The sequence below is a fragment of the Kitasatospora sp. NPDC088391 genome (assembly GCF_044753345.1).
Taxonomy (GTDB): Bacteria; Actinomycetota; Actinomycetes; order Streptomycetales; family Streptomycetaceae; genus Kitasatospora.
Window position 1 is genome coordinate 441,405 of sequence record NZ_JBIVNB010000001.1, and the last position, 26,291, is coordinate 467,695.

26 protein-coding genes are annotated in these 26,291 nt (G+C 74.3%); 9 read left to right on the forward strand and 17 right to left on the reverse strand.

Annotated elements, in window-relative coordinates; all coding sequences use genetic code 11:
* Window positions 1-119: 119 nt before the first annotated feature.
* Genes ACIQBJ_RS01875 through ACIQBJ_RS01890 form a run of 4 tightly spaced genes read right to left on the reverse strand, consistent with a single transcriptional unit; the run spans window position 120 to window position 3,026 of the window.
* The gene (locus ACIQBJ_RS01875) at window positions 120-530 is read right to left on the reverse strand and encodes an NUDIX hydrolase (protein ID WP_400701791.1); all 411 of its coding nucleotides are present in this window, start codon (window positions 528-530) and stop codon (window positions 120-122) included.
* Window positions 531-550: 20 nt separating this feature from the next.
* A complete protein-coding gene (locus tag ACIQBJ_RS01880) occupies window positions 551-1,804 on the reverse strand; it encodes a DegT/DnrJ/EryC1/StrS family aminotransferase (RefSeq protein WP_400701794.1) in 1,254 nt (417 codons plus the stop codon).
* Window positions 1,801-2,793: a Gfo/Idh/MocA family protein gene (locus tag ACIQBJ_RS01885; RefSeq protein ID WP_400701797.1), complete on the reverse strand. Its 993-nt coding sequence runs from the start codon at window positions 2,791-2,793 to the stop codon at window positions 1,801-1,803. Before ACIQBJ_RS01885 ends, ACIQBJ_RS01880 begins: the two co-directional genes overlap by 4 nt.
* A 53-nt stretch (window positions 2,794-2,846) precedes the next feature.
* Complete coding sequence (locus ACIQBJ_RS01890) at window positions 2,847-3,026, reverse strand: hypothetical protein (protein ID WP_400701800.1); 180 nt, start codon at window positions 3,024-3,026, stop codon at window positions 2,847-2,849.
* A 491-nt stretch (window positions 3,027-3,517) separates the two neighbouring features.
* Between ACIQBJ_RS01890 and ACIQBJ_RS01895 the strand changes: the two genes are divergently transcribed.
* Window positions 3,518-4,525 (forward strand): tetratricopeptide repeat protein, encoded by a 1,008-nt coding sequence (locus tag ACIQBJ_RS01895; protein WP_400701803.1) that lies wholly within the window; start codon window positions 3,518-3,520, stop codon window positions 4,523-4,525.
* A 176-nt stretch (window positions 4,526-4,701) separates the two neighbouring features.
* A complete protein-coding gene (locus tag ACIQBJ_RS01900; protein ID WP_400701806.1) occupies window positions 4,702-5,634 on the forward strand; it encodes a transposase family protein in 933 nt (310 codons plus the stop codon).
* Window positions 5,635-5,711: 77 nt separating this feature from the next.
* Here the strand turns inward: ACIQBJ_RS01900 and ACIQBJ_RS01905 are convergent, their stop codons facing one another.
* From ACIQBJ_RS01905 to ACIQBJ_RS01935, 7 genes are all read right to left on the reverse strand, one after another.
* A complete protein-coding gene (locus ACIQBJ_RS01905) occupies window positions 5,712-6,056 on the reverse strand; it encodes a PRC-barrel domain containing protein (RefSeq protein WP_400701809.1) in 345 nt (114 codons plus the stop codon).
* A gap of 100 nt (window positions 6,057-6,156) precedes the next feature.
* Window positions 6,157-6,723 (reverse strand): TetR/AcrR family transcriptional regulator, encoded by a 567-nt coding sequence (locus ACIQBJ_RS01910; protein WP_400701812.1) that lies wholly within the window; start codon window positions 6,721-6,723, stop codon window positions 6,157-6,159.
* A gap of 75 nt (window positions 6,724-6,798) precedes the next feature.
* Window positions 6,799-7,701 carry an SDR family NAD(P)-dependent oxidoreductase gene (locus ACIQBJ_RS01915; RefSeq protein ID WP_400701815.1) on the reverse strand — a complete coding sequence of 301 codons (903 nt, stop codon included), beginning with the start codon at window positions 7,699-7,701 and terminating at the stop codon, window positions 6,799-6,801.
* 94 nt (window positions 7,702-7,795) lie between these two features.
* Window positions 7,796-8,755, reverse strand: a complete 960-nt coding sequence (locus ACIQBJ_RS01920) for a hypothetical protein (RefSeq protein WP_400701818.1) — start codon at window positions 8,753-8,755, stop codon at window positions 7,796-7,798.
* Window positions 8,756-8,842: 87 nt separating this feature from the next.
* Window positions 8,843-10,891: a dipeptide ABC transporter ATP-binding protein gene (locus ACIQBJ_RS01925; protein WP_400701821.1), complete on the reverse strand. Its 2,049-nt coding sequence runs from the start codon at window positions 10,889-10,891 to the stop codon at window positions 8,843-8,845.
* Complete coding sequence (locus tag ACIQBJ_RS01930; RefSeq protein ID WP_400701824.1) at window positions 10,888-11,841, reverse strand: ABC transporter permease; 954 nt, start codon at window positions 11,839-11,841, stop codon at window positions 10,888-10,890. The genes ACIQBJ_RS01925 and ACIQBJ_RS01930 overlap by 4 nt, the downstream gene beginning before the upstream one ends.
* A 122-nt stretch (window positions 11,842-11,963) precedes the next feature.
* Window positions 11,964-12,947, reverse strand: coding sequence for an ABC transporter permease (locus ACIQBJ_RS01935; RefSeq protein WP_400701827.1), 984 nt, complete (start codon window positions 12,945-12,947; stop codon window positions 11,964-11,966).
* A gap of 363 nt (window positions 12,948-13,310) precedes the next feature.
* Here ACIQBJ_RS01935 and ACIQBJ_RS01940 point away from each other — a divergent pair, with 363 nt between their 5' ends.
* Window positions 13,311-15,002 (forward strand): ABC transporter family substrate-binding protein, encoded by a 1,692-nt coding sequence (locus tag ACIQBJ_RS01940; RefSeq protein WP_400701830.1) that lies wholly within the window; start codon window positions 13,311-13,313, stop codon window positions 15,000-15,002.
* A gap of 60 nt (window positions 15,003-15,062) precedes the next feature.
* Here ACIQBJ_RS01940 and pip read toward each other — a convergent pair whose 3' ends face one another.
* From pip to ACIQBJ_RS01970, 6 genes are all read right to left on the reverse strand, one after another.
* Complete coding sequence (gene pip, locus ACIQBJ_RS01945) at window positions 15,063-16,034, reverse strand: prolyl aminopeptidase (RefSeq protein ID WP_400701833.1); 972 nt, start codon at window positions 16,032-16,034, stop codon at window positions 15,063-15,065.
* A gap of 90 nt (window positions 16,035-16,124) precedes the next feature.
* Window positions 16,125-16,859, reverse strand: coding sequence for a dienelactone hydrolase family protein (locus ACIQBJ_RS01950; protein WP_400703448.1), 735 nt, complete (start codon window positions 16,857-16,859; stop codon window positions 16,125-16,127).
* A 229-nt stretch (window positions 16,860-17,088) separates the two neighbouring features.
* A complete protein-coding gene (locus ACIQBJ_RS01955) occupies window positions 17,089-17,715 on the reverse strand; it encodes a VOC family protein (RefSeq protein WP_400701836.1) in 627 nt (208 codons plus the stop codon).
* A 232-nt stretch (window positions 17,716-17,947) separates the two neighbouring features.
* On the reverse strand, window positions 17,948-18,241 hold the full coding sequence (locus ACIQBJ_RS01960; RefSeq protein ID WP_400701839.1) for a hypothetical protein: 294 nt from the start codon (window positions 18,239-18,241) through the stop codon (window positions 17,948-17,950).
* Window positions 18,242-18,338: 97 nt separating this feature from the next.
* Window positions 18,339-18,650, reverse strand: a complete 312-nt coding sequence (locus ACIQBJ_RS01965) for a hypothetical protein (protein WP_400701842.1) — start codon at window positions 18,648-18,650, stop codon at window positions 18,339-18,341.
* Window positions 18,651-18,751: 101 nt separating this feature from the next.
* Window positions 18,752-19,060, reverse strand: coding sequence for a DUF3040 domain-containing protein (locus tag ACIQBJ_RS01970; protein ID WP_400701845.1), 309 nt, complete (start codon window positions 19,058-19,060; stop codon window positions 18,752-18,754).
* 271 nt (window positions 19,061-19,331) lie between these two features.
* Between ACIQBJ_RS01970 and ACIQBJ_RS01975 the strand changes: the two genes are divergently transcribed.
* The 6 genes from ACIQBJ_RS01975 to ACIQBJ_RS02000 all read left to right on the forward strand — a co-directional run bounded on the left by ACIQBJ_RS01975 (window position 19,332) and on the right by ACIQBJ_RS02000 (window position 26,286).
* Window positions 19,332-21,080 carry a serine/threonine-protein kinase gene (locus tag ACIQBJ_RS01975; RefSeq protein ID WP_400701848.1) on the forward strand — a complete coding sequence of 583 codons (1,749 nt, stop codon included), beginning with the start codon at window positions 19,332-19,334 and terminating at the stop codon, window positions 21,078-21,080.
* A 549-nt stretch (window positions 21,081-21,629) separates the two neighbouring features.
* Complete coding sequence (locus tag ACIQBJ_RS01980) at window positions 21,630-22,898, forward strand: NAD(P)/FAD-dependent oxidoreductase (protein ID WP_400703451.1); 1,269 nt, start codon at window positions 21,630-21,632, stop codon at window positions 22,896-22,898.
* 35 nt (window positions 22,899-22,933) lie between these two features.
* Window positions 22,934-23,680: a DUF1365 domain-containing protein gene (locus ACIQBJ_RS01985; protein ID WP_400703454.1), complete on the forward strand. Its 747-nt coding sequence runs from the start codon at window positions 22,934-22,936 to the stop codon at window positions 23,678-23,680.
* Entirely contained in the window at window positions 23,677-24,951 is a 1,275-nt protein-coding gene (locus ACIQBJ_RS01990; protein ID WP_400701851.1) for a class I SAM-dependent methyltransferase, read from the forward strand. The genes ACIQBJ_RS01985 and ACIQBJ_RS01990 overlap by 4 nt, the downstream gene beginning before the upstream one ends.
* A gap of 56 nt (window positions 24,952-25,007) precedes the next feature.
* Complete coding sequence (locus ACIQBJ_RS01995; RefSeq protein ID WP_400703456.1) at window positions 25,008-25,748, forward strand: DUF1295 domain-containing protein; 741 nt, start codon at window positions 25,008-25,010, stop codon at window positions 25,746-25,748.
* A gap of 70 nt (window positions 25,749-25,818) precedes the next feature.
* Window positions 25,819-26,286, forward strand: coding sequence for a hypothetical protein (locus tag ACIQBJ_RS02000; RefSeq protein WP_400701854.1), 468 nt, complete (start codon window positions 25,819-25,821; stop codon window positions 26,284-26,286).
* The last annotated feature ends 5 nt before the right edge of the window (window positions 26,287-26,291 follow it).

Here is a 26,291-nt window from a genome sequence, read left to right on the forward strand (position 1 = left end):
GCTCCCCCCCATCCGGGCGCCGGGGGGCCCCCCCCGGGGGGGGGGGGGGGGCCCGCCGTGGGGGGGGCGGGGGGGGGCGGGGGGGGGGGGGGCCGCCCCCCCCACCTCTGTAGCGACGATCAGGAGCTGAGGAGCTTCCGGATGGCGCCGCTGACCTCGGGGAGGTCGTCCGGAGAGGCCCACTGGTAGGCGTCGTGCTCGGTGAGGATCACGGGCTCCGCCTTCTCCACGGTCGCGGAGAAGTTGAACTGCCGCGTGGTGTCGCCCCGGCTGTTCTGGTAGTCGAAGTGGCCGATGTAGCCGGTGATCTCGGTGATGGTGAGGCCGGTCTCTTCGTTGGTCTCGCGGTAGACGGCGTCGGTGATGCTCTCGCCGTCTTCCACGGTGCCGGAGGGGATCTCCCAGAGGCCGCCCATGTAGTCGTCCGGGTTGCGCCGGACGAACAGGCTGCGGCCCTCGTGGCTGATGACGGCGGCGGCGCCGAAGCCGCTGACGCCGGCGGCTTCGGCATCGGCCGCGAGACCGGCCACGAATTCAGGGGAGGTGACGTTCACAGCAGCTCCTTGTGATGGTCGCTGATCTTGACGGCCGCGCGGACGTACTGCTCGGCCAGTTCGAGATCCTGCTCACGATGCCAGACGGGGAGCTTGATCGTGTGCGCGTGGACGAGTTCGGCGACGGGGAAGTCCCCGGCCTGGTAGGGGCGGTGGGAGTGCGGGTGGCCCGGGAAGAGCGTGCCGGGCTGCTGGTACAACGGCAGCATGTTCATCGGGCAGGTGGACCCGGGCCGGTCGTACTCGGTGGCGCCCTCCGAGATCAGCGCCTGGTGGAACTTCTCGATCGGCAGGCCGCTCAGTTCGTCCGGCTTGTAGGTGATCGTCAACCCGTACCAGGAGGGGATCACCCCTTCGGGCATGGGCGTGATCTCCAGGCCGGGGGCGCCAGTCAGGTGCTGGGTGAGGTAGCGGGCGATCTCCGCGCGGCCGGCGAGGTAGCCGTCGAGGCGGCCGAGCTGGTCGTGGGCGAGCGCTGCGGCCAAGGGGTGGATGCGGAGCTTGAGGCCGGCGCCGGTGACCGCGTACCGCGCGAGCGGATGGCCTTCCGGGATCTCGTTCTTGGCCCGCTTGTTGTAGTGCGCGAAGGCGATGGTGCGGTAGTACGTCTCGTCGTCGTCGGTGAGGACGAAGCCGCCCTCGCCGCCGGACAGGGGCTTCGGACCGTTGAGGGAGAACGCGGAGGCCAGCCCGAACGTGCCGACCCTCTGCCCGGCGATGCTCGCGCCGTGCGCGTGGGAGCCGTCCTCCAAGATCACCAGGTTGTGGGTGTTCGCCACCTTGATGACCTCGGCCATGTCGGCGGGCCGGCCCCACAGGTGGGTGACCATGATCGCGCGGGTGCGCGGGGTGACCAGCTCCTCGATCCGGTTCGGGTCGATGTTGCCGTCCGGGCCGGTCTCGCAGAGCACCGGCACCGCGCGGAGGCTGAACAGCGGGGAGGCGGTGGCGTGGAAGGTCCAGGCCGGGACGATCACCTCGTCGCCGGGGCGGACGCCCGCAGCCCAGTACGCGGCGTGAAGGGCGGAGGTGCCCGAGCTGGTGGTGATCGCGTGCCGGACGCCGAAGTACTCCTGGAGGCCGTTCTCCAGGTCGGCGACGATCCCGGACCGGCCGGGGATGGAGATCGCGGTGTCGAGCTGGGCGGCGACCTTGGTACGGGTGGTGTCGTCGATCGGCGGCCACTCGAAGTGCGGGCCGGTAGCGGTGACGGCGGGCTTGCCGCCGAGCAGGGCGAGCGTGCTGGTCACAGCATCTCCTTCGGGTTGACGTACCGTCCGGCCGCCTTGGAGCGGTAGCAGGACGCGATGAACGCGGCGTGGGCGAGGTGCTGGTCGGGGCCGGAAACATTGGGGCGCTGGCCGTCCAGGACCCGGCAGAAGTGGTCGATCAGTGCGGTCGCGGCGCTGGCCGGGGCGTGCGGGCGGCTCAGTTCCTCGGCCACGGTGCCGTCCAGGTTGAGGCGCTGGACGGTGCCCTTGGTCAGCAGGACGGAGCCGCGGGTGCCGACGACGTGGAGGCGTTCGGTCTTGGGTGCCATCCAGCGCGACAGCAGCAGGGAGCCGTAGAGGTCGCCTTCGTAGCCGAGCTGGACGACGGCGGTGTCCTCCGCGTCGTAGTCGGCGTCGGGCAGCGCGGCGGCGGAGAACTCGGCGATGATCCGCTCGGGCAGCCCGAAGTACCACAGCAGCAGGTCGATCAGGTGGTAGCCCATGTCGATGATGCAGCCGCCGCCGGCCTGCCGGACGTCGCCCCGCCACCCGGCTTCGGGGTGGTCGGTGTGGAAGGTGTACTGGCCGTCGATCAGGAACGGGGTGCCGATCTGGTCGAGGAGGCCGATCGTGCTGGTGCAGATCGGGTTGAAGCGGCGCTGGAGCGTGACCATCAGCTCGATCCGCCCGAGCTTGCAGATCTCCGCCAGCTCCCGGGCCTCCTCCGGGGAGGTGGCGAAGGGCTTCTCCTTGAGCACGTGGACGCCCCGGGTGGCGCACTCCTGGACGACCTGGCGGCCGACGTGGTGCGGCACCGCGACGATCACGAAGTCCGGCTTCACCTCGTCCAGCATCTGCCGGAAGTCGGTGAACCCGGGTACCCGGTGGACCTGCTGCTGGGCCCGCAGCGCGTCGGGGCTGCTGTCGCAGACCGCGACCAGCTCGGCGTTGTTGGACCCGGTGAGTCCCGGGAGGTGGTCTTCGATGGCCTGGTGGCCCAGGCCGATCATGGCTGCACGGCGTTTCATGGCACACCCATCCGATTCGTTGGCGCGGAGGTGGAGCCGGTCGGGGAAGCAGGTCAGGCGTCCGCCGGGACGGTGTCCGGCAGTTCGGCGACGGGCGGCGAGCTGACGGCGGTGGTGTCGGCCTGGTGCACGGCGATGCCGAGCAGGGTCGCGGCGGCGATGTTCAGGGCCAGCCAGGACCCGGTGACGAACCCGTCGATTCGTCCCGTGTCCGTAAGGGAACGTCGCTGCATGACCGGTCTCTCCTCGAAGCACAGGGGGAGGCCGCGCGAGACTGACATGGCGTCAGGTCGGGGGCGGATCGGCCACCCCGAGCGGCTGACTCTCAGTCAACGGCTGTGCACGCAAAGGCGGCAGATGCCAGGCTGTAGGCCACTTGTCGGCCAGTTGTCGACCCGTGTCGGCCAGGGGAGGGGAACCCGTGTCGGACGACGCCAAGGCGATCGGGGCGATGATCCGGTCTGCAAGGACGAAAAAGGGCTGGTCACAGGGCCGACTGGGGAAGGAGCTCGGCGCCGCCGAAGGCAAGGGCGCGGACGGCCCGCAGCGGGACCAGGTCTCCCGGTGGGAGCGCGGAGACCGCATCCCGAAGTACTGGATGCCGTACCTGATCGACGTTCTGGATCTCCAACCACCAGACGGAACAGGTGGATCGCCAACCGGCGAAGGGCATCCCCTTCCTGGCGATACCGTGGCATCAGTCCTCGCGCTGGGAAGGAGCGACGTGGAACGACGGCAATTTCTCGCGGCCTCCAGCGGATACGCACTCGCAGCCCTCGGCCTGCCCGACCTCGACAGCATCACCCGTCGGACACGCCTCCAGGCCGGCAGCGCCGTCCGCGTCGGCCGCGGCGAGGTCACCGCGATCCGGCAGATGACCCGGGCCCTCGGCGACGCCGCCGCCGAACTCGGCGGCGGCCACGCCCGCCACCTGGTCGTCCACTACCTCAACGCCGACGTCGACCGCTGGCTGAACGGCACCTGGACCGAGGCCATCGGACGCGAGCTGTACGCCGCCACCGCCCAACTCGTCCACCTGGCAGGGTGGATGGCCCAAGACGAAGGCAACCAGGGCCTCGCCCAGCAGTACTACGCACACTCCTACAGCCTCGCCGCGGAGGCCCGCGACGCCGAACTATCAGCCACCGCCCTGCGCGGTCTCGCCGTCCAGGCCATCGACCTCGGCTACCGCGCCGCCGCCGTCCGGCTCTCCGAAGCCTGCGTGGACGAGGCCAAGCACCTCAGCGACCCGAAGGCCCTCGCGTACTACCAGGTCACCCTGTCCGACGCCGCCGCCCAGGACGGCGACCGCCGTACCGCCACCCACTACCTGGGCGCCTCCCAGACCAACATCGAACGCTCCGCCCTGGAGCCCGGCGAGTCCTGGGCCTCGCACTTCAGCATTGGCCGCTGGGCCCACCACTCCGGCATGATCCTTGCCCAGCTCGGCGACCACGAGGCCGCCCAGGACCACCTGCACCACGCCCTCGACATCCACGGCCTCGACCGCCGCCGCAGCCGAGCGATCGTCCTCGCCGACCTCGGCACCGTCCGCCTCCGGCAGGACGACCTAGACGGCGCCCTCGCCGCCTGGCACGAGTTCCTGGACTGCTCGGACGGCATCCGTTCCGTCAAGGTCGAGGACGCCGTACACGACATGCGTGCCCGACTCGCCCGGCTGCACGGGGTAGCCGGTGTCGCCGAGCTGGACGAACGGGCGTCAGCGCTCTGAGGTCCAGGATCCGTCTTCAAAGATCAAAATTTGAAAAACGTCGCGGCTGACTCACGACCTCGTGCATGGTTAGCCGTGGCTTGGCGCGGGCTCGGCTCGTTGGACCGTTCGTGGTGGGGACAGCGGCACGTGCGTTGATCGTTTCGGAGCGTCGGATCACCGGCTTGCCGCGGGCCGTGATCGCTGACCTGGTGGCCGAGTTGGGTCCGGTTTGGCAGGCCCGGCGCGAGGCCGAGCTCCTCGACCGGCCGCGGCAGCGGTCGGTGGGCACCGGTGCGAAGTACAAACCGGTCTTCGTCGACCGGCTCCTTGCGACCCTTGTCCACCTACGGCACGGCGTCACCCACGACGTCCTGGCCTGCCGGTTCGGCGTGGACCGCTCCACCGTCACCCGCACCGTCGGCGAGATCCGCCCGCTGCCGGCCGAGCGCGGCTGCCGCATCGCACCCGGCCTTCGGCTCCGCACCCTCGCCGACGTGATCGGCCACCTCGGCGCCACCGAGATCCGGGGCCGCCGACCGGCTGCCAACCGGCCTGGCCGCAACCGCTTCGTCCCGGGCAAGAGCCGCACGAACGCCATGAAGGCACTGGTGGTCACCGACGACCGCGGCCGCATGCTGTTCTGCGGCGAGGTGCGGGCCGGGTCGGTCGCCGACATCCCCAGGCCCGCGACGCCGGCCTGGTCGGCCTGCTGGCCGACACGATCCACTTGGAAATTCTCGCGGACGCCGGCCGCCAGGGCCTGGGAGCCCGGACCTGCGGCCAGGTGGTCACTCCGCCCCGCAAACGCCGCGGCAAGCACCTCGAGCAGGTGCAATGGCTCATGGCCCACCACGAACAGGCCCGCTTCGCCCACTCCCCACGCCGTATGCCGGTCGAACACGGCATCGCCCACCTCAGGAACCGGCGCACCCTCGCCCGCCACCACGGCCGCCGCGACCGGCTGCCCGACACCGTCCGACCTGTCGCCGGACTCCTCTCCGACCAACAGGACACTCACACAAGCCAGTTGCTTGCCACCCCAGTCGGACGGGCCGCCTGAGCAACAAGGTCGCCACCCCGCCGAGCACGACCCACCGCCAACCATGCACGAGGTCGTAAAGCAATGACACTGCCCCTGAGCCGCCCCGGTCCCCGCCGGGCCCCCGTCCGCCGACGGGGGCCCGGCGGGGCGTCCGACGGCGGGTCAGATCCGGCCGTACTGGCCGCCCGCGTCGCGGCGGTAGTCGGAGTCGGCGAGGTGCGAGACGTGGTGGAAGGTCGGCGCCTCCTTGATCTGCTCCCTGGTGCGGTTCACCCACACCGTGCGGCTCTCCTCCTCCACCCGCTGGACGACGCCCGCGGGGAGCAGGACCTCCCGGCCGAAGATCCACGGGCCGGTGTCGACCACGATCTGGCCCTGGTCGACCTCGTAGGAGTGCTTGTCGATCTTCCCGATGTGCCCGTCCTCGGCCTCGACCCGGAAGCCGGTGAGGTCCATGCCCTCGGTCCAGCCCTCGGCGTGGTCGTAGCCCCAACTGCTGGTACTCACAACTGCCTCCTCCGCGAAGGGACTTCACTGGTCTGGGAGGCGGTTGCCCGCTTCTCCCGCCGTCATGCGCCCCGGTCCGGACCGGCCGGTCGACGGCGCGTCAGGGGCGCAGGCCGTCGAGGAGGGTGGCGAGGTAGCGGTGGGCGGTGGCGGTGCGGACGGGGAGGGGGCCGCCGTGGACGGTGGCGGCGTGGGCGAGGCCGCACACGAGGGGGACGAGGTCGGGGGCGGTGAGGTCGGGGCGGACGGCTCCGGCCAGGTGGGCGCAGTGGAGCAGGGTGCTGCCGGTCGACCGGAGGGCGGCCTTGAGTTCGGTGGTGCGCGGGAGGGCGTCGGCGGGGGCGGCGGCGACCGGGGGGAGGGCGGCGTCGGTGACCTGGGCCTCCAGGACGCGGGCGAGGAAGCCGCTCAGGGCGTGCCAGGGGTCGGGGTCGGCCAGGGCGCGGCGGCCGTGCTCGGCCAGGTCCTCCAGGCAGGGGGTGGCGACGGTCTCCAGCAGGGCCTCGGGGGTGGCGAAGTGCCGGTAGACGGTGCCGACCCCGAGGCCCGCCCGGCGGGCGACGTCGTTGAGCTGCAACGCGGTTCCCCCGTCGACCAGTTCACGGGCGACGGCGACGATCCGCTCCCAGTTGCGGGCGGCGTCCTTGCGCAGCGGTGCGGTCGTCATGTGGCGGGGGTCCAGGTCGCTCGTACGGGTGTCGGGACTGCCGCCCGATCATATGGCCCGGGCCGTCGCCGCCGGTCACGGCGCCGGGGCGGGGGCGTGGGCCTCGCTCAGGCGGCGGACGGCGGCGGCGAGGCGGGGGTCGGCGGCCGGGCGGAACGGGGCGACGGGCCGGGCCGACGGGCCGATCACGAGGCCGGTGCGGCCGGTCAGCGCGGTGTCGGTGGCGGCGGCGATCGAGGACCGGGCGGCGGCCGAGGCCGGGCCGGAGGTGGCGCGGGCGAACCGGCGACGCACCAGCGGCCAGAGCAGGCGCAGCGCCGGGGAGACGATCCGCGGATCGGTCATGGTGCCGTCGGTCATCCCGGTGGCGGCGCCGCCGGGGTCGGCGGCGAGGACGGAGACGCCGGTGCCGTCCAGCCGGGCGGCCAGGTCCAGGGTGTGGGCGAGGTGGGCGAGCTTGGCGCGGCCGTAGTGGTGGAAGCCGTAGTAGCCGCCGGGCGGCTCGACGCCGTCGAACACCCGCCGGGCGACGCCGACCGCTCCGGAGGTGACGTTGACGATCCGGCTCGGCGCCCCGGCCGCGAGGGTGGGGAGCAGGAGTTCGGTGAGCAGGTACGGGGAGAGGTGGTTGACGACGAAGGACGCCTCGATCCCGTCCAGGGTGCGCCGCCGGGGGAACATCGCGCCGACGTTGTTGACCAGGACGGTGAGCCCCTCCCCCCGGGCGGCGTGCTCGGCGGCGATCCGGGCGGCGAGCGCGCGGACCTGGTCGAGCGAGCCGAGGTCGGCGGGCAGGAACCTCGCCGAACCGGCCGTCGCGCCCGCGCCCGCGCCTGCGCCGATCCGTTCGACCGCCCGGGCCCCGCGCTCCTCGTCCCGTCCGACCACGGTGACCGCGTACCCGGCGGCGGCCAGCCCGCGTGCCGTCTCCAGGCCGATCCCGCCCGTTCCGCCCGTGACCACGGCCGTCTTCGTCATGTGCCCTCCCTCGCCGAAAAACGGATGGGTCATCCGTATGACTGGACGCTAGCACATGCGGATGACCCATCCGTTTCACCGGCCCCGGGCGGGCCTACTGCATGACCTCCCGGTGCGGGTGCTCGAAGGAGGCCGGGCAGCGGTGGAGTTGGAGGTGGTAGCCCCGGCCGATCATGACGCCGAGGTCCCGGTCGGGACCGGTGTCCTCGACCGGGTCCCAGCTGTTGCCGTCGCGGACGCCGCCGGAGGCGATCGTCAGGAGCGGGAGCATGGCGGCCCCGCAGTCGGCGCAGCCGAGGGGCTCCGGGTCGCGGAAGCTCCAGGGGCCCCAGCCGCCGAGCTTCCATCCGGGGGCCACCGAGAGCTCCTCCTGGTAGGAGTGCCGGGTCAGGCCGGGGTGCGCGTGCTCGCAGTGGTCGGCGATCCGCTGCCGGAGGGCGGGGTCGAGCTCCAGCGGGGCCGGGTACTCGGTGACCTCCTCGGGGTGGAGCAGGCACGGCTCGGCGAGGTACTGGCCGTAGTGGGAGAGGTCCGCGGGCTCCGGCGGCGCGGCGAGCGGCCGGTCGACCGCCGCCGAGGAGCGCCACACCGGGCGGGTGGCGGGCATCCACTCCGGGTCGTGGTCCAGCGGGCACCACAGCACCTGGAGCAGGTCGGCACCGTCCGGGCGCGGCAGGGCGGGGACGTCGCGGGCGTACAGCTGGACGACGGGGAGCATCGCGTTCGGCCCGGGGCTCCACGGGTGGCCGTCGTAGGTGGCGTCCAGGGCGGCGTTCCGCTCCGGGCCCGGCTCCGCCTTCCAGAGCTCCCGCCGCCGCCGGACGTCGCCGAGCGAGACCGGCAGGTCGCCGCCCTCGTCCTGCTCGGCGTGCGGCCCGGCGCAGACCGGCCACGGCTCGTCGGCGGGCCAGAGCAGCGGACCGCCGACCGAGCTGTCGTGGACGGTCGGCGCGCCGGGGCGCGGATGCAGGCGGACGGCCCGGCGGGCCAGCGGGGCGAGTGCGGGGAAGGCCGCGGCGATGTCCACCGGGCGCGGCGGGGTGGTGCGGGTCATCGGGGGTCTCTCGTCCGACGGGGACAGGGTCCGTGGACCTTACCCCCCGGTGCCGACGGCCGGGTCCGCGGCCGGGCCGACGACCCGTCAGGCGCCCTCCGGGTAGTGGCAGGCGGCGGTGTGGTCGGCGCCGGGTGCGGCGGCCTCGGGGAGGGGCGTCTCGGTGGCGCAGCGTTCGCGCCGCTCGGGGGCGAGGGCGGCGTGCACGGGGCAGCGGGCGCGGAACGGGCAGCCGGTGTGGCGGACGGTCGGGGAGGGCGGGTCGCCGGCCAGCAGCAGGCGGGGGCGGGCCCGTTCGGCGGCGGGGTCGGGGAGCGGGACGGCGGCGAGCAGCGCCCGGGTGTAGGGGTGGCGGGGGCCGCCGAAGACCCGGTCGACGGTGCCGGTCTCGACGGTCCGGCCGAGGTACATGACGCTGATCCGGTCGGCGAGGTGCCGGACCACGGACAGGTCGTGGGAGACGAACAGGTAGGAGAGGCCGAGTTCGGCCTTGAGCCGCTGGAGCAGGTTGAGCACCCCGGCCTGGACGGAGACGTCGAGCGCGGAGACGGGTTCGTCGAGGACCAGCAGGTCGGGGCGGACGGCGAGGGCGCGGGCGATCGAGATCCGCTGGCGCTGGCCGCCGGAGAACTCGTGCGGGTAGCGGTCGGCGTGCGCCGGGTCGAGGCCGACCTGGCGGAGCAGTTCGGGGACCCGGCCGCGCGCCTCGGCCCCGGGGACGCGCTGGGCGAGCAGCGGTTCGGCGATCACGTCGCCGACCGGCATCCGGGGGTCGAGCGAGGCGGCCGGGTCCTGGAAGACGATCTGCAGGCGGGAGCGCAGCCCGTGCGCGGCGGCCCGGTCGAGGGTCGCGGTGTCCCGGCCGAGGAGTTCGATCCGGCCGCCCTGGGGGGCGGCCAGCCGCAGGATCTCGTACAGGGTGGTGGACTTGCCGGAGCCGGACTCGCCGACCAGGCCGAGGGTCTCGCCGCGTCGGATGTCGAGGTCGACGCCGTCGACGGCGTGGGTCTCGCCGATCCGGCGGCGCAGCAGTCCGCCACCGTGCCGGGGGAAGCTCTTGGTCAGGCCGCGGACGGTCAGCACGCTCTCGCGCTCCTCGCGCGGCGGGGCCTCGGCGACGGGGACGGCGGGCACCGGGTAGACCTCGGCGGGCCGGGGCCGGGTGGCGGCCAGGTGCTCGGCCCGGACGCAGGCGGCGAGGTGGCCGTCGGCACCGGCGAGCGGCGGTTCGGCGGTGCGGCAGCGGGCCTCGACCAGCGGGCAGCGGTCGGCGAACGGGCAGCCGGGGCCGGCGGGTTCACCGGCGGCGGGCGGGCGGCCGGGGATCGGGACGAGCGGTCCGCCGCGCCCGTCGAGCCGGGGGACGGCGCCGATCAGGCCGAGGGTGTAGGGGTGGCGGGGCGCGGCGAACAGCTCGTCCACGGGGGCGGTCTCGACGATCCGTCCGGCGTACATGACGGCGACCCGGTCGGCGCTGCCCGCGATCACCCCGAGGTCGTGGCTGACCAGGACGAGCGCGGCGCCGGTCTCGCGCTGGGCGGTCCGCAGGACGTCGAGGACCTGGGCCTGGATGGTGACGTCGAGGGCGGTGGTGGGTTCGTCGGCGAGCAGCACGTCGGGGTCGTTGGCGACGGCCATCGCGATCATGGCGCGCTGTCGCATGCCGCCGGAGAACTCGTGCGGGTAGGCGTCCAGGGCGCGGACCGGGTCGGGGATGCCGACCAGGTCGAGCAGTTCGGCGGCGCGCCTGCGGGCGGCGGCCCGGCCGGTGTCCTGGTGGATCAGGATCGCCTCGGCGATCTGGGCGCCGATCCGGTGGACGGGGGTGAACGCGGACAGCGGGTCCTGGAACACCATGGCGATCCGGCGGCCGCGGACGGCGGCGAGCTGCCGGGAGGGCAGGCCGACGAGTTCGCGGCCGTCCAGGGCGACCGAGCCGCCGATCCGGGCGGTGCCGGGGAGCAGGCCGAGGACGGCGAGCGCGGTGACGGACTTGCCGGAGCCCGACTCGCCGACCAGGCCGAGGGTCTCGCCGCGCCGCAGGTCGAGGTCGACGCCGCGGACGGCCGGGTGGTCGCCGAAGTCGACGGTCAGGCCGCGGACGGCGAGCAGGGTGTCGGTGGCGGTGGCGGTCATGTGCTGCTCCGGCGCGGGGAGTTGACGGTGGGTCGGCGGTCGCGGCGGCTCTTCCGGCGGGGGCGGCGCGGGCGGCGGGCGGCCTCGGCGGTCGGGTCGAGGGCGTCGCGCAGGCCGTCGCCGACCAGGTTGACGGCGAGCACGAACAGCACCAGCAGGCCGGCGGCGAAGTAGAACAGCCAGGGGAAGACCGGCGCGTCGGAGGCACCGGCGGCGAGCAGGGTGCCGAGCGAGACGTCGGGCGGGCGGACGCCGAAGCCGAAGTAGGAGAGCGCGGCCTCGCTCATCACAGCGCCGCCGACGGTGATGGTGGCGTCGATGATCAGGAACGAGGAGACGTTCGGCAGGATGTGCCGCCAGATGATCCGGAACGGGCCGACGCCCATGAACCGGGCGGCGGCGACGAATTCGCGCTCGCGCAGCGAGCGGGTCATCGAGCGGACCACCCGGGCGGTGACCATCCAGTTGAAGACGGCCAGCAGCAGGACGAAGGCGATCCAGCCGGTGCCGCGCAGCCGGGGCGAGATCACGGCGATCACCAGGAAGGCCGGGAAGATCAGCATCAGGTCGACCAGGAAGGTCAGCGCGCGGTCGGTCCAGCCGCCGAAGTAGCCGGCGCAGGCGCCGACCAGCGAGGCCAGGCCGGTGGAGAGCACGGCCACCAGCAGGCCGATCACCAGGGACTTCTGCAGGCCGCGGACGGTCTGCGCGAACACGTCCTGGCCGAGGCCGTTGGTGCCGAACCAGTGGGTACCGGACGGGGGTTGGCGCAGGCTGGCGTAGTCGGGCGTGGCGTAGTCCCAGGGCGTCAGCCAGGGCCCGGCGAACGCCAGCAGGAACAGCAGCACCAGCACCAGCACCCCCGCCACCGCCCCGCGCGAGGCCCGCACCCGCCCCACCGCCAACCGCAGCCGCCCGCGCGGCGCGACACCGTTCGACGCGACTGCCACCGAGTCGGGTCGAGCACCCGGACGGTCGGCAGCGAACGGGCGCCCGTCGACGGGGGTACCGGTGTCGGTACGGGGCAGGGGCTCGGCGGTCGGACCACCGGTCTCGGGAAAGCCGCCGGCGCTCACGCGGTCCTCACCCGGGGGTCGAGAGCGGCGTGCAGGGCGTCGGCGAGGAAGCCGGCGGCGAGGACGAGGACGGCGGCGAAGAGGTTGACGGCGACCACGGAGTTGACGTCCTGTTCGTTGACGGCCTGGATGAACCACTCGCCCATGCCGTGCCAGCCGAAGATGGTCTCGGTGAAGGCGGCGCCGGTGAACAGGCCGAGGAAGGCGTAGGCGAACATCGTGGTCATCGGGATGATCGCGGTGCGCAGCCCGTGCTTGACCAAAGCGCGGCCGCGGGTGAGGCCCTTGGCCTCGGCGGTGCGCAGGTAGTCCGCGCCGAGGACGTCGAGCATGGTGGCGCGCTGGTAGCGGCTGTAGGTGGCGAGGCCGCCGAGCGCCAGCGAGAGGGTGGGCAGCAGGAGGTGCAGCGACCAGTCGGCGAGGTGGGCGCCGAGGCCGCCGGCCAGGTTGGGGGTCTCGTAGCCGGTGAACGGGACCACCTCGTGCCCGGCGGCGTCCTTGGCGGCGATCGCGCCGTTCTTGAGCAGCAGGGCGAGCAGGAACACCGGGGTGGAGAGCAGCACGAACGACAGGATCGTCAACGCCCGGTCGGAGAACCGGTACTGGCGCACCGCGCTCCAGGCCCCGGCGGCGACGCCGAGCAGCATGCCGAGCAGGCTGCCGACCAGCAGCAGGCGGAGCGAGACCCAGATCCGGCGGCCGAACTCGTCGTTGACGGCGGTGTTGTGGATGGTGCGGCCGAGGTCGGCGTGCAGCAGTCCGTCCGCCCAGGTGCCGAAGCGTTCGACGACGGGGGTGCGGTCGTTGAGGTTGAGCGCGGTCAACTGCCGGTCCACGGAGGCGGCGGAGGGGCGCGGCTGCTTGGCCTCGAAGTAGGCGCGGGGGCCGAGCGCGGTGCTGGTGAGCGCGTAGGACAGGAACACCGCGGCGGTCAGCAGCACGGCGTAGTAGCCGAGCCGTTTGGCGAGGTACGCGGTCACGGCCTGCCTCCGGTGTGGTTCGCACACCTGGGGAACATGGTCATTTGCCTTCGTTAGAGCGGACTTTGACGCACTGACGCGCAGCAGTTGTACGCCACCTCGGGCGGTCCGTCCAGGCCCCGCCGCGTCGACGGGTCCGAACGGTCGGACGAACCCGCAGGTCACAGCTGATCAGACGGATACGGACGAGGTGTTGCGGCGGTGTTGCGCCGCGTTTCACTTCGATCAGTTCTGCGCACGACCCCCTGGTGGACGGGCTGACGGGCTGTTACGTTCGGCCCGCCGGCACCGACTTGGCTGCCCACCATCAAGTGTCGCCACACCTGGCGGCCGCCCCCTCTTCGAGATCCGAGGACTCCCCCGATGCCTTCGACACCCGCCACCCGCCGAATCGGCCGCGCCACCGCGGCGGCCCTCGCCGCCCTGCTCGCCGCGACCGCCTGCAGCTCGGGCGGCGGTTCGACGGACGTGGCGAGGACCGTGGTCCCGACCGTCGGCGCCGAGGACAACAACCCGCAGCCGCTGGACAACGTCAAGGACGGCGGGGAGCTGCGCTCGCCGCTCCAGCAGTGGATCACCCAGTGGAACCCGTACCAGGTCGACGGCACCTACGGCGACGCGGTCGAGATCATGGGCTACGTGGAGCCCCGGCTGTTCCGCTCGGACGCCAAGGGCGTCTACCACGCCGTCCCCGAGTACCTGGCCTCCGCGCAGGTCACCTCGACCTCGCCGCAGGTGGTGACGTACAAGCTCAACCCGAAGGCGGTCTGGTCGGACGGGACGGCGCTCGGCGCCCGCGACTTCCAGGCGGTCTGGAAGGCGTCCAACGGCAAGGACCCGGCGTACAACCTGGCCGACTCCTCCGGCTACGAGCAGATCTCCGCCGTCGAGCAGGGCGCCGACCCGAGCGAGGTCAAGGTCACCTTCAGCGAGCCGTACGCGGACTGGCAGAGCCTGTTCAGCCCGCTGCTGCCCGCCTCCGGGATCTCCACCCCGCAGGACTTCAACGAGGGCTGGGTGGAGAAGGTCCCGGTCTTCGGCGGCCCGTACGTGCTGGCCAACGCCGACAAGACCGCGCAGACCATCACCCTGACGCCCAACCCGCGCTGGTGGGGCCCCAAGCCCAAGCTCGACCGGCTCACCTACCGGGTGCTGGACGCCGCCGCGACCACCCAGGCGTTCCTGAACAACGAGATCGACTTCGCCACCGCCGGCTCCGCCGCCACCTACGGCCAGCTCAAGGACGCCAAGGACGGCGTGATCCGGACCGGCACCCCCTGGGACGAGGTGCACATCTCCTTCGGCGGCAACGGCGCGCTCGCCGACCAGAAGGTCCGGCAGGCGCTGGCCAAGGCGCTCGACCGCAACGCGCTGATCAAGATCGCCAACAAGGGCGTGCCGGTGGAGTTCAAGCCGCTCGACAGCCACCTCTACATGACCAACCAGAACGGCTACCGCAACAACTCCGCCGACTGGGCCGCCTACGACCCGGCCACCGCCAAGTCCTGGCTGGACGCGGCCGGTTGGAAGGACGCGGGCGGCACCCGGGCCAAGGACGGGCAGCCGCTGGAGCTGCACTACGTGCTCAGCGACGGCTCCAACCAGGCCCAGCTGGACATCGCCGCCGCCGCGCAGAACATGCTCCAGCAGGTCGGCGTCAAGCTCACCGTCGACAAGGTGCCCAGCAAGGAGTACTTCGCCAAGTACATCGACCAGGGCAAGTTCGACCTGGCCAGCTGGCGCAACACCGGCTCCTTCCCGCTGTCGAGGACCGTGCCGATCTACCGCGCCCCGCAGGGCGACAACGTGTTCGGCAACTACTCCAAGCTGAGCACCCCCGAGATCGACACCCTGCTGCGCAAGGCCGCCGCCACCCTCGACCCGGCGCAGGCCGACGAGCTGTACAACCAGGCCGACGCCAAGATCTGGGAGCTCGGCCACACCCTGGAGCTGTACCAGCGCCCCAGCATCGTCGCCGTCCGCAAGGGCCTGGCCAACTACGGCGCCGGCAGCCTCGCCGACACCGTGATCACCTCGGTCGGCTGGCAGAAGTGACCGCCCGGTCCGCCCCCGCGCGCCGCCCGGGCGCGCCGGGGCGGACCGGCGACTCCCGCGCTACGTCAGGTGCTTGAAGTCCTCGACCGCCTGCAGCGCGGCCTGCCGCATCGCCTCCCCGCCGACGTGCCCGGAGTCGTCGAAGATCTGCAGCCGGGCGTCCGGCCAGCGCTTCGCCAGCTCCCAGGCCGTCTGCACCGGGCTGCCCATGTCGTGCCGCCCGTGCACCAGCCGGCCCGGGATGCCCGCCAACCGGTGCGCGTCGCGCAGCAGTTGGTCCTCCGCCAGCCAGGCGCCGTGGCCGAAGACGTGCGCGCAGATCCGCACGAAGGCGATCCGGGCGTCCTGCTCCCGGGCGCTGTACATGCCCGGGATGCCGTTCGGCTCGGCCGAGATCACCGCGTCCTCCCAGGCCAGCCAGGCGTCGGCGGCCCGGACCCGCACCTCGCGGTCCGGGGACTCCGTCAACTCGGCGTACCGGAGCAGGAACCGGTAGATGTCCCCGTCCCGGTCGGCCGCCGGGACGAGCGCCGCGAACCGGTCCCACGCCTCCGGCCGGAACAGCCGGTTGCCCCGGTAGAGCCACTCGGTCTCGGTCCGCCGGGTGGTGGTGACCGCCTGGATGATGATCCCGGTCACCCGCTCCGGGTACTGCTGCGCGTACGCCAGGATCAGCGTCGAGCCCCAGGACGCGCCGTTCAGCAACCACCGCTCCACGCCCAGGTGTTCGCGCAGCCGCTCGATGTCCTCGATCAGGTGCGGCAGGGTGTTCAGCGCCATGTCCGCCGCCGGGTCGCTCGCGTGCGGCGTGCTGCGCCCGCAGTTGCGCTGGTCGTAGCGGACCAGCCGCCAGTGCTGCGGGTCCCAGGCCCGGGTGGGCCGGTCCGGGGTGCCCGCGCCGGGCCCGCCGTGCACGTACAGGGCGGGTCTGCCCTCGGGGTGGCCGAGTTGCTCGTAGTAGAGGCGGTTCCCGTCGCCGGTGTCGAGGAACCCGGTGTCGTAGGGGCCGGTCGGGGGATGGAGATCAGCCATGGTCGCCGATCCTAGGTTCCCCCGACCGCCCCCAACCACCGCTTTTCACCCCGGTGGTGACGCCGGGTCAGGTGGTCCGGGCCGCCGGGGTCAGGCGTCCCGGCCCTTCAGGTGCCGGTCGAAGAACCGTACGCCGTCCTCGAGTTCGAACCACGGGGTGCCGGTGTGGCCGCCCAGGTTGGCGTGCAGGGTCTTCTGCCCGCTGCCGAAGGCGTCGAACAGGTCGAGGGCGCGCTGCCGCGGGTTGCCCTCGTCGTCCCACTGGAGCAGGAGCAGCAGCGGGACGGTGACCTCCGGGGCCTCCGCGCGCCGGGCGAGCGGGACGTAGCCGCCGGCGAAGAAGCCCGCGGCGGCGATCCGCGGCTCCAGCACCGCGAGCCGGATGCCGAGCGCGGCCCAGCCGCCCGAGTAGCCCACCGGGCCCTGGACGTCCGGGAGTTCGAGCAGGGCGTCGAGCGCGGTCAGCCAGTCCGGGGCGGCCCCCTCGACCAGCGGCCCGATGAAGGACTCGTAGTCCTCCTCGGTCGCGCCGCCGGCCTGCATCGCCGCCCGGAACCCGGCCCGGGCCCGCTCCTCGTCCGGCGTCCTCGGCCGGTCGCCGCACCCGGCGGCGTCGATGCTCGCCACCGCGTAGCCGCGCGCGGCCGTGTAGCGGGCCCGCGCCACCAGGCGCGGATCGGCCTTCGGCAGGCCGTTGTTGTGGGACATCAGGATCAGCGGGGCCGGTCCGTCGCCGGACGTCCACAGGGTGCCCGGGATCTCGCCGAGCCGGAACTCGCGCGTGAGGACGCCGTCCTCGTGCCGCTGCTCGGCGGTGAAGCGGATCTTCTCGGCGCCCTGGGTGTTCTGCGTGTGCTGCGCGTTCTCGGTCTGCTGCGCGTTCTGCACGGTCGTGCCTTTCGGGAGGGCTCTGAACGGCGCTCCCGGGCGACCTATCGCCCGACCGTGACCCCGGAGGGGAGCACCCATGTCGTCACTGCGTTCACGGGTACCACCTCCACTGTCTCTCGCACGGCCGAGGGAAAGGTAGCACGGCCGGGGCCCGGCGCGCGGGTCAGGCCGCGGCCGCCGCCCAGCGGAAGCCGTCCAGGTCGGCGTACCCGGCCTCGCCCGCGCCGTCGCCGTTCACGGTGAGCCGGTGGCAGCCGCTGCCCTCCGGGTCGACCCCGAGGTCCTTGGCCAGCGCCTTGCGCCGGTACAGCGCCAGCTTCACCGGGCCGCCCGCCGACTCGAACTCGGCGTAGACCCGGCCGAAGCTCTTCGCCACCTCCAGGCCCTGCCCGACGTAGAACTTCTTCGTCGCCGCGAAGTCCGCGACCCCGATCAGCAGCACGAACTCGTCGATCCGCCGGGTCGCCGGACCGGTGTTCCGCTTCGCCGAGGTGGCCAGCTTCCAGATCGCCCCGTCCGGCGCCCGCAGCACCGTGCTGTACCCCCACAGCGACTTCGCGGCGGGCTTGACCACGGTCGCGCCGGCGGCGACCGCCGAGGCCGCGAAGCTGTCCACGTCGGCGGGCCGGGCCACCGTCAGCGCGAGGGTGAACCCCCGGAAGCCGGTGGAGGGTTCGGCCGCGGCGCACAGCCGCAGCCGGTCCGCGCCGAGCCCGAAGGCGGCGGAGTAGAAGCGGGCGGCGGCCTCGGTGTCGGCCACGTCGAGGGTGATGGTGTCGATGATTGCCATGCCGACGACGTTAGGCCCGCCCCGCCCCCGCGGGCTTCTCGATTCCTGACCGGTCCGCCGGGGCGGTTCGGGGTGCCGGGGCGGTTCGGGATGCCGGGGCGCACGGCCCGGTGGCCGCGTTCGGGGCGTCCCGGGCGTCGGCGGAGCGGGCCCCGGGGGCGTGGCCGGGCGCGAGCGTCCTGCGGGGTGCGACGGCCACGGGTGTCCCGTGCTCACGACGTCCGCGCGGCCGCTACGCCAGGCCGAGGGCGGCCCGGAGCCGGCCCCGGGTCGCGGCGGCGGCCTCCCGGGTGACGGGGTCCTCGCTGTCGAGGGCGGCGTTGAGCAGCAGGTCGGCGGCGGCCACCACGGCGGCGGGCAGCATCACCTCGCGCAGGCCGAGCAGTTGCGCGGCCGCCTGGTGCCCCACCGACTGGTGCCCCACCGACTGGGCGGGGGCGGGCCGGGTGACGACCGGCCGGACGGACGGGCCGCCCGACGGGACGGACGACTTCTCACCGCGGGCCTGGCGGGGTTCGTTGATCACGGGCATGTCCGTTCCAACGGACGGCGACCCGGGACGGTTACGCCGACGGAGCGTTCGGGTGGTCGGCGAGCCGCGGCGCGACGGCCCCGACGGGGCGTCAGGAGGCGTGCCGGTCGCGGAGCGCGGGCCGCTCCGGGGCGGCGTCGCGGTCCGGGAGCGCGGGCCGGGCGGGGAGCGGCCAGGCCGCCGTGGTCGGCGGGGCGGCGGCGGAGGCGTGGTGGGCGGTGCGGATCCACCGGGCCAGGGCCTGGGCGAAGTCGGGGCCGAGCGCGGCGGCGTGCTGGAGCCGGTCCAGGTCGCCGGGGCCGAGCGGGACCCCGGCCTCCGAGAGCGCGGCGAGCAGGGGCTGGAGCAGCGTCCACTGGAACCGGACGACGGGCAGCGGGCTGGTATGCGCAGGCTCTGTCACACCTCGTCCAACTCCCGCCCGCCACCGGGGACACGGTCCGCCGCCCCGGTTCCTCCCCACGGTGCACCCGCCCCGGCGGGCGGCCGGTCCGGGCGCGGCCGTCAGTCCTGTCGGGCCGCGGCCAGCCGGCGCAGCGCCCAGCCGCCGAGCAGGGCGGTCGCACCGGCGGCCAGGGCTGCCGGGAGCCTGGTCGGTCCGGCGGCGGCCCCCGCGCAGAGGGCGGCGGCCGCGGTGAGGACGCAGAGCAGGGCGACGGCGGCGGCGAGCGGCCGGGGCCGGTGGGCGAGCCGGGTGAGCGGCCCCGGCGCCCGGTCCAGCAGGCGGCCGAGCCGGGGGTCGTCCCGGCGCAGCCCCTGCTCGATCCCGTCCAGCAGGGCCAGTTCCCGTGCGGTCAGCGACGTCCCGGCCATGGCCCGCGCTCCTCTCCGTCCGCCTCGCCCCCGCGTGTACCCGGCCCCCGGATTCCACACTGGCGCGGTCCGGACGGCGGCCCCACTCGCATCGTCGGTGCAGCGTTTCGCGCCGCGCGGGGGCGGTCGTCCCCGGCGGGCGTCGGCCGTGGTCGGCGCAGCGTGCGCCCTCTCCCGGCGCGGGGCGGGGGCGGGGTGAGATGCTCTCCTCCGACGTCCGGATGTCCGAATGTCCGAACGTCCATCGGTCATAGGGCCTGTTCATCGGGGGATGATCTTGCGCAGCGGGATGCGGTTGGCCGGACGGTACCTGCTCCACGAGCCGCTGGGCCGCGGCGGCATGGGCGAGGTGTGGCGCGGCCAGGACGAGCGGCTGCACCGGCCGGTGGCCGTGAAGCTGCTGCCGCCGACCGCCGCGGTCGACCGGGACGCCGTCGCCCGGTTCCGCCGGGAGGCGGAGATCGCCGCCAACCTCGACCACCCCGGCATCACCACGGTGTTCGACATCGACGAGCACGTCGACGAGACCGGCGACACCCTGCTCTTCCTCGTCATGGAGCTGCTCCGGGGACGGGACCTGCACTCGGTGGTCGCCCAGCACCCCGGCGGCGTCCCGATCGAGCGGGTGACGGAGTTCGGCCGGCAGGTCCTGGAGGCGCTGGGCACCGCGCACGAGCAGGGCGTGACCCACCGGGACATCAAGCCCGCGAACCTCTTCCTGCTGACCGACGGCCGGGTGAAGGTCTGCGACTTCGGCATCGCCCGGCTCGCCGACGCCACCCGGATCACCTCGACCGGCGGCATCACCGGGACACCGCTCTACATGGCCCCGGAGCAGATCCGGGGACGGCCCACCGACCGGCGCACCGACCTGTACTCCTTCGGCTGCGTGCTGTACGAACTGCTCACCGGGGCGGTCTGGGTGGACCCCGGCACCGGGGTCGCCGCGCTGCTGTACCAGCACCTCGACCGGCTGCCCGACGCGCCGAGCAGCCGACGTCCCGAGATACCCGAGCACCTCGACCGGCTCGTGCTCGCGCTGCTCGCGAAGGACCCGGGCGACCGGCCTCCGACGGCGGCGGCCGCCCTCGCCCTGCTGAGCGCGCCGGGCAGCGCGTCACCCGCCGACCCGGTGCCCGTGGAGCCGTCACCCGCCGAGTCGCCGCGGGTGGACCCGGCACCCGTCGAGTCGGCGGCTCCTCCACCCCCCACGGCGGCGGACACGGCGGCCGCCACCGCGGCGGACACCGCCGGGCCGACCGGGACCCCCCGCCCGCCCGGCCGCCGGCGGAAGAACGTGCTGACCGGTGCCGCCGCCCTGGCGGCGGTCGCCGCTTTCGCCACCGCCGGTTACTACATGACCGGCGACCGCTGGTGGCGCGACCCTTCCGTCGACGTGCGTCCGCTGCGCACGGGTGAGACGGCCTCCGGCACCGTCCTGGCGCAGGGGGAGACGGCCCGGATTCCCTTCGTCCACGAGACCGGCCCCGATCGGCAGCACACCTCCCCCGTCCGGACCACCCTGGGCGTCACCGTCACCTCCATCGCCCTGATCAGGGCATCGAACGTGCCGGGGACCGACGACAGCCTCTACTGCGTCCACTTCAGGACGACCAACCTCGGCACCGGGGAGATGCCCGCCGAACTGCGGACCGACGGCAGCCAGGCGTGGGACGCCGACCCGCGCGAGACCTTCGTCGGAGGCCTGCTGAACGGCCTCCGGCAGCAGACCGTCGACGGCCGGCCGGCGCTCCTCGTGGAAGGGGTGCTCTCGGACGGCAGCACGACGTCCCCGCACCTCGTGGGCCCCGGGGCTCCGGTGGTGATCGACACGCCCACCTGCCGCCCGCACGCCCCCGGGAAGGTCGCGGTCGGCCAGTCGGTCGAGCAGGGCGTGATCGTCAGCGTTCCCGCCGGGAGCCCGCTCACCGTCACCGGGGCCCGCTGGACGGAGCCCTCGTCCACGGCGGAGACCCCGGCCACCGACGACGCGCACACCTACTGGGTCCGGTGGAAGTAGCGCCGTCCGGGCGCCGGACGGCCGGTCAGGACGGGGACGGGGACGGGCCGGCGGCCCGGCGCGGGCCGGGCCACGGGTAGCCGAGCAGGTCGGCGAACTCGCGGGTGCCGCCGCAGACTTCGAAGGTCTCGCGCGGCTCCTCCCCGGGGACGACAGCCCGTCCGGGCCGAGGAGTTGCTCGGGCTCCGCCGCCCGGGCGTCGAACGGCACCCGGCCCAGCAGGTCGCGCCCGTCGACGACCGGCCGGCACTCCACGGGGTCGTGCGGGCGGTCGGCGGGCGGCACGGCGATCCGGAGGTCCAGGCGGTGCGTCTCGGCGCTCATCGCCCCATCGTCCCGGAGCCGCCCGCGCAGCCCCGCGCGGGGGTCGCGCCCCGTCCCACCACCGCCGCACCCCGTTCGGACCAATCCGGTGAGCGGGCGGTTCCGAATCGCGGGAGCAAGGGTTCGGAGGCGGCGGAGAGGGACGACGTGACGGCGCTCGGCGGGATTTCCACGGACGGGGCGGTGCCGCCCGCGCGGCGCGGCACGGGGCGGCCGGTGCGGCGGGTGGCCGTGGTCGGGGCGGGGGTGGCGGGTCTGACGGCCGCTCACGAGCTGGTCCGGGCCGGGGTGCGGGTGGACCTGTTCGAGGCGGACGGCCGGCTGGGCGGCCACGCGCACACCCAGCGGACGGTGGCCGGGGACGGCCGCGCGCTCGACCTGGACACCGGCTTCCTGGTGCACAACACCCGGACCTACCCGGAGCTGACCCGGCTGTTCGACGAGCTCGGCGTCCGCACCCGGGACAGCGACATGAGCATGTCGGTGAGCTGCGAGGGCTGCGGCCTGGAGTACGCGGGCTCCCGGGGGCCCTCGGGGCTGCTGGCCGCGCCGGGCAACCTGGTGCGCGGCCGGTACCTGCGGATGCTGGGCGAGGTGCCGCGGTTCCACCGGCTGGCCCGCCGCCTGCTCGCCGACCCCGGGCAGGGCGACCCGAGCCTGCGCGACTTCCTGGCGGGGCACGGCTTCTCCCGGTACTTCGTCCACCACTTCATGACGCCGGTGGTCGCCGCGGTCTGGTCCTGCGCCCCGGACATGGCGGGCGACTACCCGGCCCGGTACCTGTTCGCCTTCCTGTCGAACCACGGCATGCTGTCGGTGACCGGCTCCCCGACCTGGCGGACCGTGGTCGGCGGCTCGCGCACCTACGTGGACCGGATCGCCGAGCGGATCACCGCCGTGCACCGCGCCGCCCCGGTCCGGGCCGTCCACCGGCACGAGGACGCCGTGGACGTGGTCACCGAGGACGGGCGGCACACCCGGGTCGACGCCGTGGTGGTGGCCACCCACGCCGACCAGGCGCTGCGGCTGCTGGCCGACCCGACGGAGGACGAGCGGCAGGTGCTCGGCGCGTTCGGCTACTCCCGCAACCCGACGGTGCTGCACCGCGACCCGTCGGTGCTGCCGCGCGCGGCCTGGGCCCGCGGCTCCTGGAACTACCGGATGCCGGGCTGCGCGGCGGCCTCCGACAAGGTCCGGGTCAGCTACCACCTGAACCGGCTGCTCGGCCTGGGCGGCGCCGAGGACTACCTGGTCACCCTGAACGAGGACCGGCACCGCCCCGTCCCCGCCGAACTGGTGGTCTCCCGGACCGTCTACGAGCACCCGGTGTACACCGCGGCGAGCGTCGCCGCGCAGCGCCGGCTGCCCGAACTGGCGGGCCCCCGGACGGCGTTCGCGGGCGCCTACCACGGCTGGGGCTTCCACGAGGACGGCTGCCGGGCGGGCCTGGCCGCGGCCCGGCACCTGCTCGCGGCGGTGGCGGTGGCGCCGTGAACGACCCGTCCCGCCCCGCCGCCCGCGCCCGGACACTGCCGGGGGCGTGGGGCGCGCTGCTCTACGAGGCCCGGATCACCCACGTCCGCCGCACGCCCCGCCGGGTGTTCCGGCACCACACCCCGCTCTGGCTGGTCGACCTCGACGACCTCCCCGAACTCCCCCGCCCGCTCCGCCGGTTGGCCGACTTCCGGGCCGTCGACCACGGCGGTGCGCCCGGCCTGACGATCCGTCAGGAACTGGAGCGCGAACTCGCCGGGCACGGAATGAAGTTGGACGGCGGCCGGGTGCTGATGCTGGCCCAGGCCCGCTCGCTCGGGCACGTCTTCGACCCGCTGACGGTGTACTGGTGCCGCGACCGCGACGGCGCGCCGCTGTGCACCGTCGCCGAGGTCCGCAACACCTACGGCGGCCGGCACCGCTACGTGCTGCGGCCGGACGCCACCGGACTGACCGGCGCCGCCAAGGAGTTCTACGTCTCGCCGTTCCTGCCCGTCGAGGGCCACTACCGGATGCTGCTCCCGGAGCCGGACGAGCGGCTGCGCCTGACCGTCCACCTGGACCTGCCGGACGGGCCCGCGTTCACCGCGACCGTCTCCGGCACCGGCCGCCCGGCCGGGCCCGCCGCGCTGCTCCGCTCGCTGCTGCGGCACCCGTTCGCCACCTGGGCGGTCAGCCTGCACATCCGCGCCCAGGGCGTCCGCCTGTGGCTGCGCGGCCTGCCCGTCCACCCCCGCGACGCCGTCCCCGCCCCCACCGTGGAAGAGGTACCCCACGCATGAGCATCATCACCACCGCCCGCCCGTCGACCGCCCCGGCCGTCGACCCGGACCGCTGGCCGGACGTCGCCCGGGTGCCGCACGCCCCGCTGCGCGCCGCGGTGGCCGAACGGCTGCTGCGCCGGATCGCGGCGCGGCGCGGCCTGCGGGTCGAACTCCCGGGCGGCCGGGCGCTGTTCGCGGGCCCGGACGGGGCGCCGGTGCTGCGGCTGCACCGGCCGCGGGCGTTCCTGCGGCGGGTCGGCGCGGGCGGCCTGATCGGCTTCGGCGAGTCCTACCAGGCGGGCGACTGGGACAGCCCGGACCTGGCCGGCCTGCTGACGGCGCTGGCCGACCGCCCGGAGACCCTGGTGCCGCCCGGCGCGGGACTGCTGCGCCGCCTGTACGTGACCAGGCCCCCGGCCGCCGAACTGTCCACCGAGGCCAACGCCCGGCAGAACATCCAGCGGCACTACGACCTGTCGAACGAGCTGTTCGCGCTCTTCCTCGACCCGACGATGAGCTACTCCTCCGCCCTGTTCGACGGGCCGCCCGGCGCGGCCCCGTGGGAGGCGCTGGCCCCGGCCCAGCACCGCAAGATCGACCGGCTGCTCGACCTGGCCGCGGTCGGCCCGGGCACCCGGCTGCTGGAGGTCGGCACCGGCTGGGGCGAACTCGCGCTCCGGGCCGCCGCCCGCGGCGCCCGGGTGCTCACCGTGACGCTCTCCGCCGAGCAGGCCGCGCTGGCCCGCCGCCGGATCGCCGACGCCGGGCTGACCGACCTGGTCGAGGTCCGGCTCAGCGACTACCGGGCGGTGCGCGGCGAGTTCGACGCGATCGTCAGCGTGGAGATGATCGAGGCGGTCGGCCGCCCGTTCTGGCCGGTGTACTTCGCCGCGCTGGACCGGCTGCTGGCCCCCGGCGGGCGGGTCGCCCTGCAGGCGATCACCATGCCGCACGAGCGGATGCTGGCCTCCCGCGACACCTACACCTGGATCCTCAAGTACGTCTTCCCGGGCGGGCAGATCCCCTCGCTGCGGGCGATCGCCGACACCACCGCCCGGCACACCCGGCTGCGGGTCGCCACCGCCGACGCGTACGGGCCGCACTACGCGCAGACCCTGCGGCTGTGGCGGGAGCGGTTCACCGCGCGGGACGAGCAGGTCGCGGCGCTCGGCTTCGACGAGGTGTTCCGCCGGATGTGGGAGCTGTACCTGGCGTACTCGGAGGCGGGCTTCCGGACCGGCTACCTGAACGTCCACCAGGTCCTGCTGACCCGGGACGGCGCGCGGTGAACGGCGCCGCCTTCGGACTGAACCTGGCCGTCACCGCCGGGGTCGCGCTCGCGGTGATGCTGCTCGCCTTCGCCGTCGGCGTCCGCACCGGCCGCCACCGGGGCGTGGACGTCGCCTGGGGCCTGGCCTTCGCCGCCGTCGCCGTCACCGGCTACCTGCTGTCCGCCGGTGACGGCGACGGCGGGCGGCGCGCCCTGGTGACCGCGCTGGTGGTGGTCTGGGGGGTGCGGCTGGCCGTCCACCTGTGGTGGCGGGCCCGCGGCCTGCCCGAGGACGCCCGCTACGCCCGGATGCTCTCCCGCGCCCCGGCCGGGCCGGCCCGCACCCGGTACGCGTTCCGGATCGTGTACCTGCTGCAGGCCGCCCTGGTCTGGGTGGTGTCGCTGCCCGTGCAGGCCGCCCAGTACCTGCCCGACCCGCTCGGGCCACTCGCCTGGGCGGGCACCGCGCTGTGGGCCGTCGGCCTGTTCTTCGAGGCCGTCGGCGACGCCCAGCTCGCCCGCTTCAAGGCCGATCCGGCGCACCGCGGGCAGGTGATGGACCGGGGCCTGTGGGGCTGGACCCGGCACCCCAACTACTTCGGCGACGCCTGCGTCTGGTGGGGCCTGTTCCTGTTCGCGGCCCACACCCCGCTCGGCTGGGCCTTCCTCCCGTCCCCGCTCCTGATGACCTGGCTGCTGGCCTTCGGCAGCGGCAAGCCGATGCTGGAGCGCCACCTCTCCCCCGACCGGCCCGGCTGGGCCGAGTACACCGCCCGCACCAGCGGGTTCTTCCCGCTGCCGCCGCGCCGCCGCTGACACCGCACCGCCACTGACGCCCCGGCCCCGGCGGAGGTCCGTCGGGGCCGGGTGGGCGAGAATGCGGCCCGTGGCGCAGATCGAGTTCTTCACCTACGGGCCCGACCGGCTGTGGGGCGCCCGGATCGACGGGGCGGACCTGCGGGTCCGCGCCGCCGACGCGGTGCGGCCGCTGTGGGAGGAGGAGCAGCGCCCCGAGGAACCGGCGGAGATCGAGGAGTTCCTGTTCCGGCAGTACGCCGGACTGGCGGAGGCCGACCTGGGCGACCCGGTGGCGCACTTCCTCGGCGGAGCCGCCGGCCCGGCGGGCCGGACCGCGGTCCTGGGGTGCGACTGCGGCCTGTGGCAGTGCTGGCCGCTGCTCACCCGGATCACGGCCGACGCCGGGTCCGTCGTCTGGTCCTCCTTCCGCCAGCCGCACCGCCCGGCCTGGGGCGACCTCGCCCTCGGGCCGTTCGCCTTCCCCCGGCCGGCCTACGAACGGGCCCTCGGCGCCCCCGTCCACCTCCCCGAGGACCCGTTCACCGGCCTCACCTGACGGTG

Excerpts from the sequence above, each read along its gene's own strand:
- ACIQBJ_RS01955 (WP_400701836.1), bottom strand. The coding sequence starts at position 17,715 with ATGGCAATCATCGACACCATCACCCTCGACGTGGCCGACACCGAGGCC.
- ACIQBJ_RS01920 (WP_400701818.1), bottom strand. The coding sequence starts at position 8,755 with ATGACCCGCACCACCCCGCCGCGCCCGGTGGACATCGCCGCGGCCTTC.
- ACIQBJ_RS01885 (WP_400701797.1), bottom strand. The coding sequence starts at position 2,793 with ATGAAACGCCGTGCAGCCATGATCGGCCTGGGCCACCAGGCCATCGAA.
- ACIQBJ_RS01995 (WP_400703456.1), top strand. The coding sequence starts at position 25,008 with ATGCTGCTCGCCTTCGCCGTCGGCGTCCGCACCGGCCGCCACCGGGGC.
- ACIQBJ_RS01925 (WP_400701821.1), bottom strand. The coding sequence starts at position 10,891 with ATGACCGCCACCGCCACCGACACCCTGCTCGCCGTCCGCGGCCTGACC.
- ACIQBJ_RS01910 (WP_400701812.1), bottom strand. The coding sequence starts at position 6,723 with ATGACGACCGCACCGCTGCGCAAGGACGCCGCCCGCAACTGGGAGCGG.
- ACIQBJ_RS01915 (WP_400701815.1), bottom strand. The coding sequence starts at position 7,701 with ATGACGAAGACGGCCGTGGTCACGGGCGGAACGGGCGGGATCGGCCTG.
- ACIQBJ_RS01990 (WP_400701851.1), top strand. The coding sequence starts at position 23,677 with ATGAGCATCATCACCACCGCCCGCCCGTCGACCGCCCCGGCCGTCGAC.
- ACIQBJ_RS01940 (WP_400701830.1), top strand. The coding sequence starts at position 13,311 with ATGCCTTCGACACCCGCCACCCGCCGAATCGGCCGCGCCACCGCGGCG.
- ACIQBJ_RS01890 (WP_400701800.1), bottom strand. The coding sequence starts at position 3,026 with ATGCAGCGACGTTCCCTTACGGACACGGGACGAATCGACGGGTTCGTC.
- ACIQBJ_RS01975 (WP_400701848.1), top strand. The coding sequence starts at position 19,332 with ATGATCTTGCGCAGCGGGATGCGGTTGGCCGGACGGTACCTGCTCCAC.
- ACIQBJ_RS01970 (WP_400701845.1), bottom strand. The coding sequence starts at position 19,060 with ATGGCCGGGACGTCGCTGACCGCACGGGAACTGGCCCTGCTGGACGGG.
- pip (WP_400701833.1), bottom strand. The coding sequence starts at position 16,034 with ATGGCTGATCTCCATCCCCCGACCGGCCCCTACGACACCGGGTTCCTC.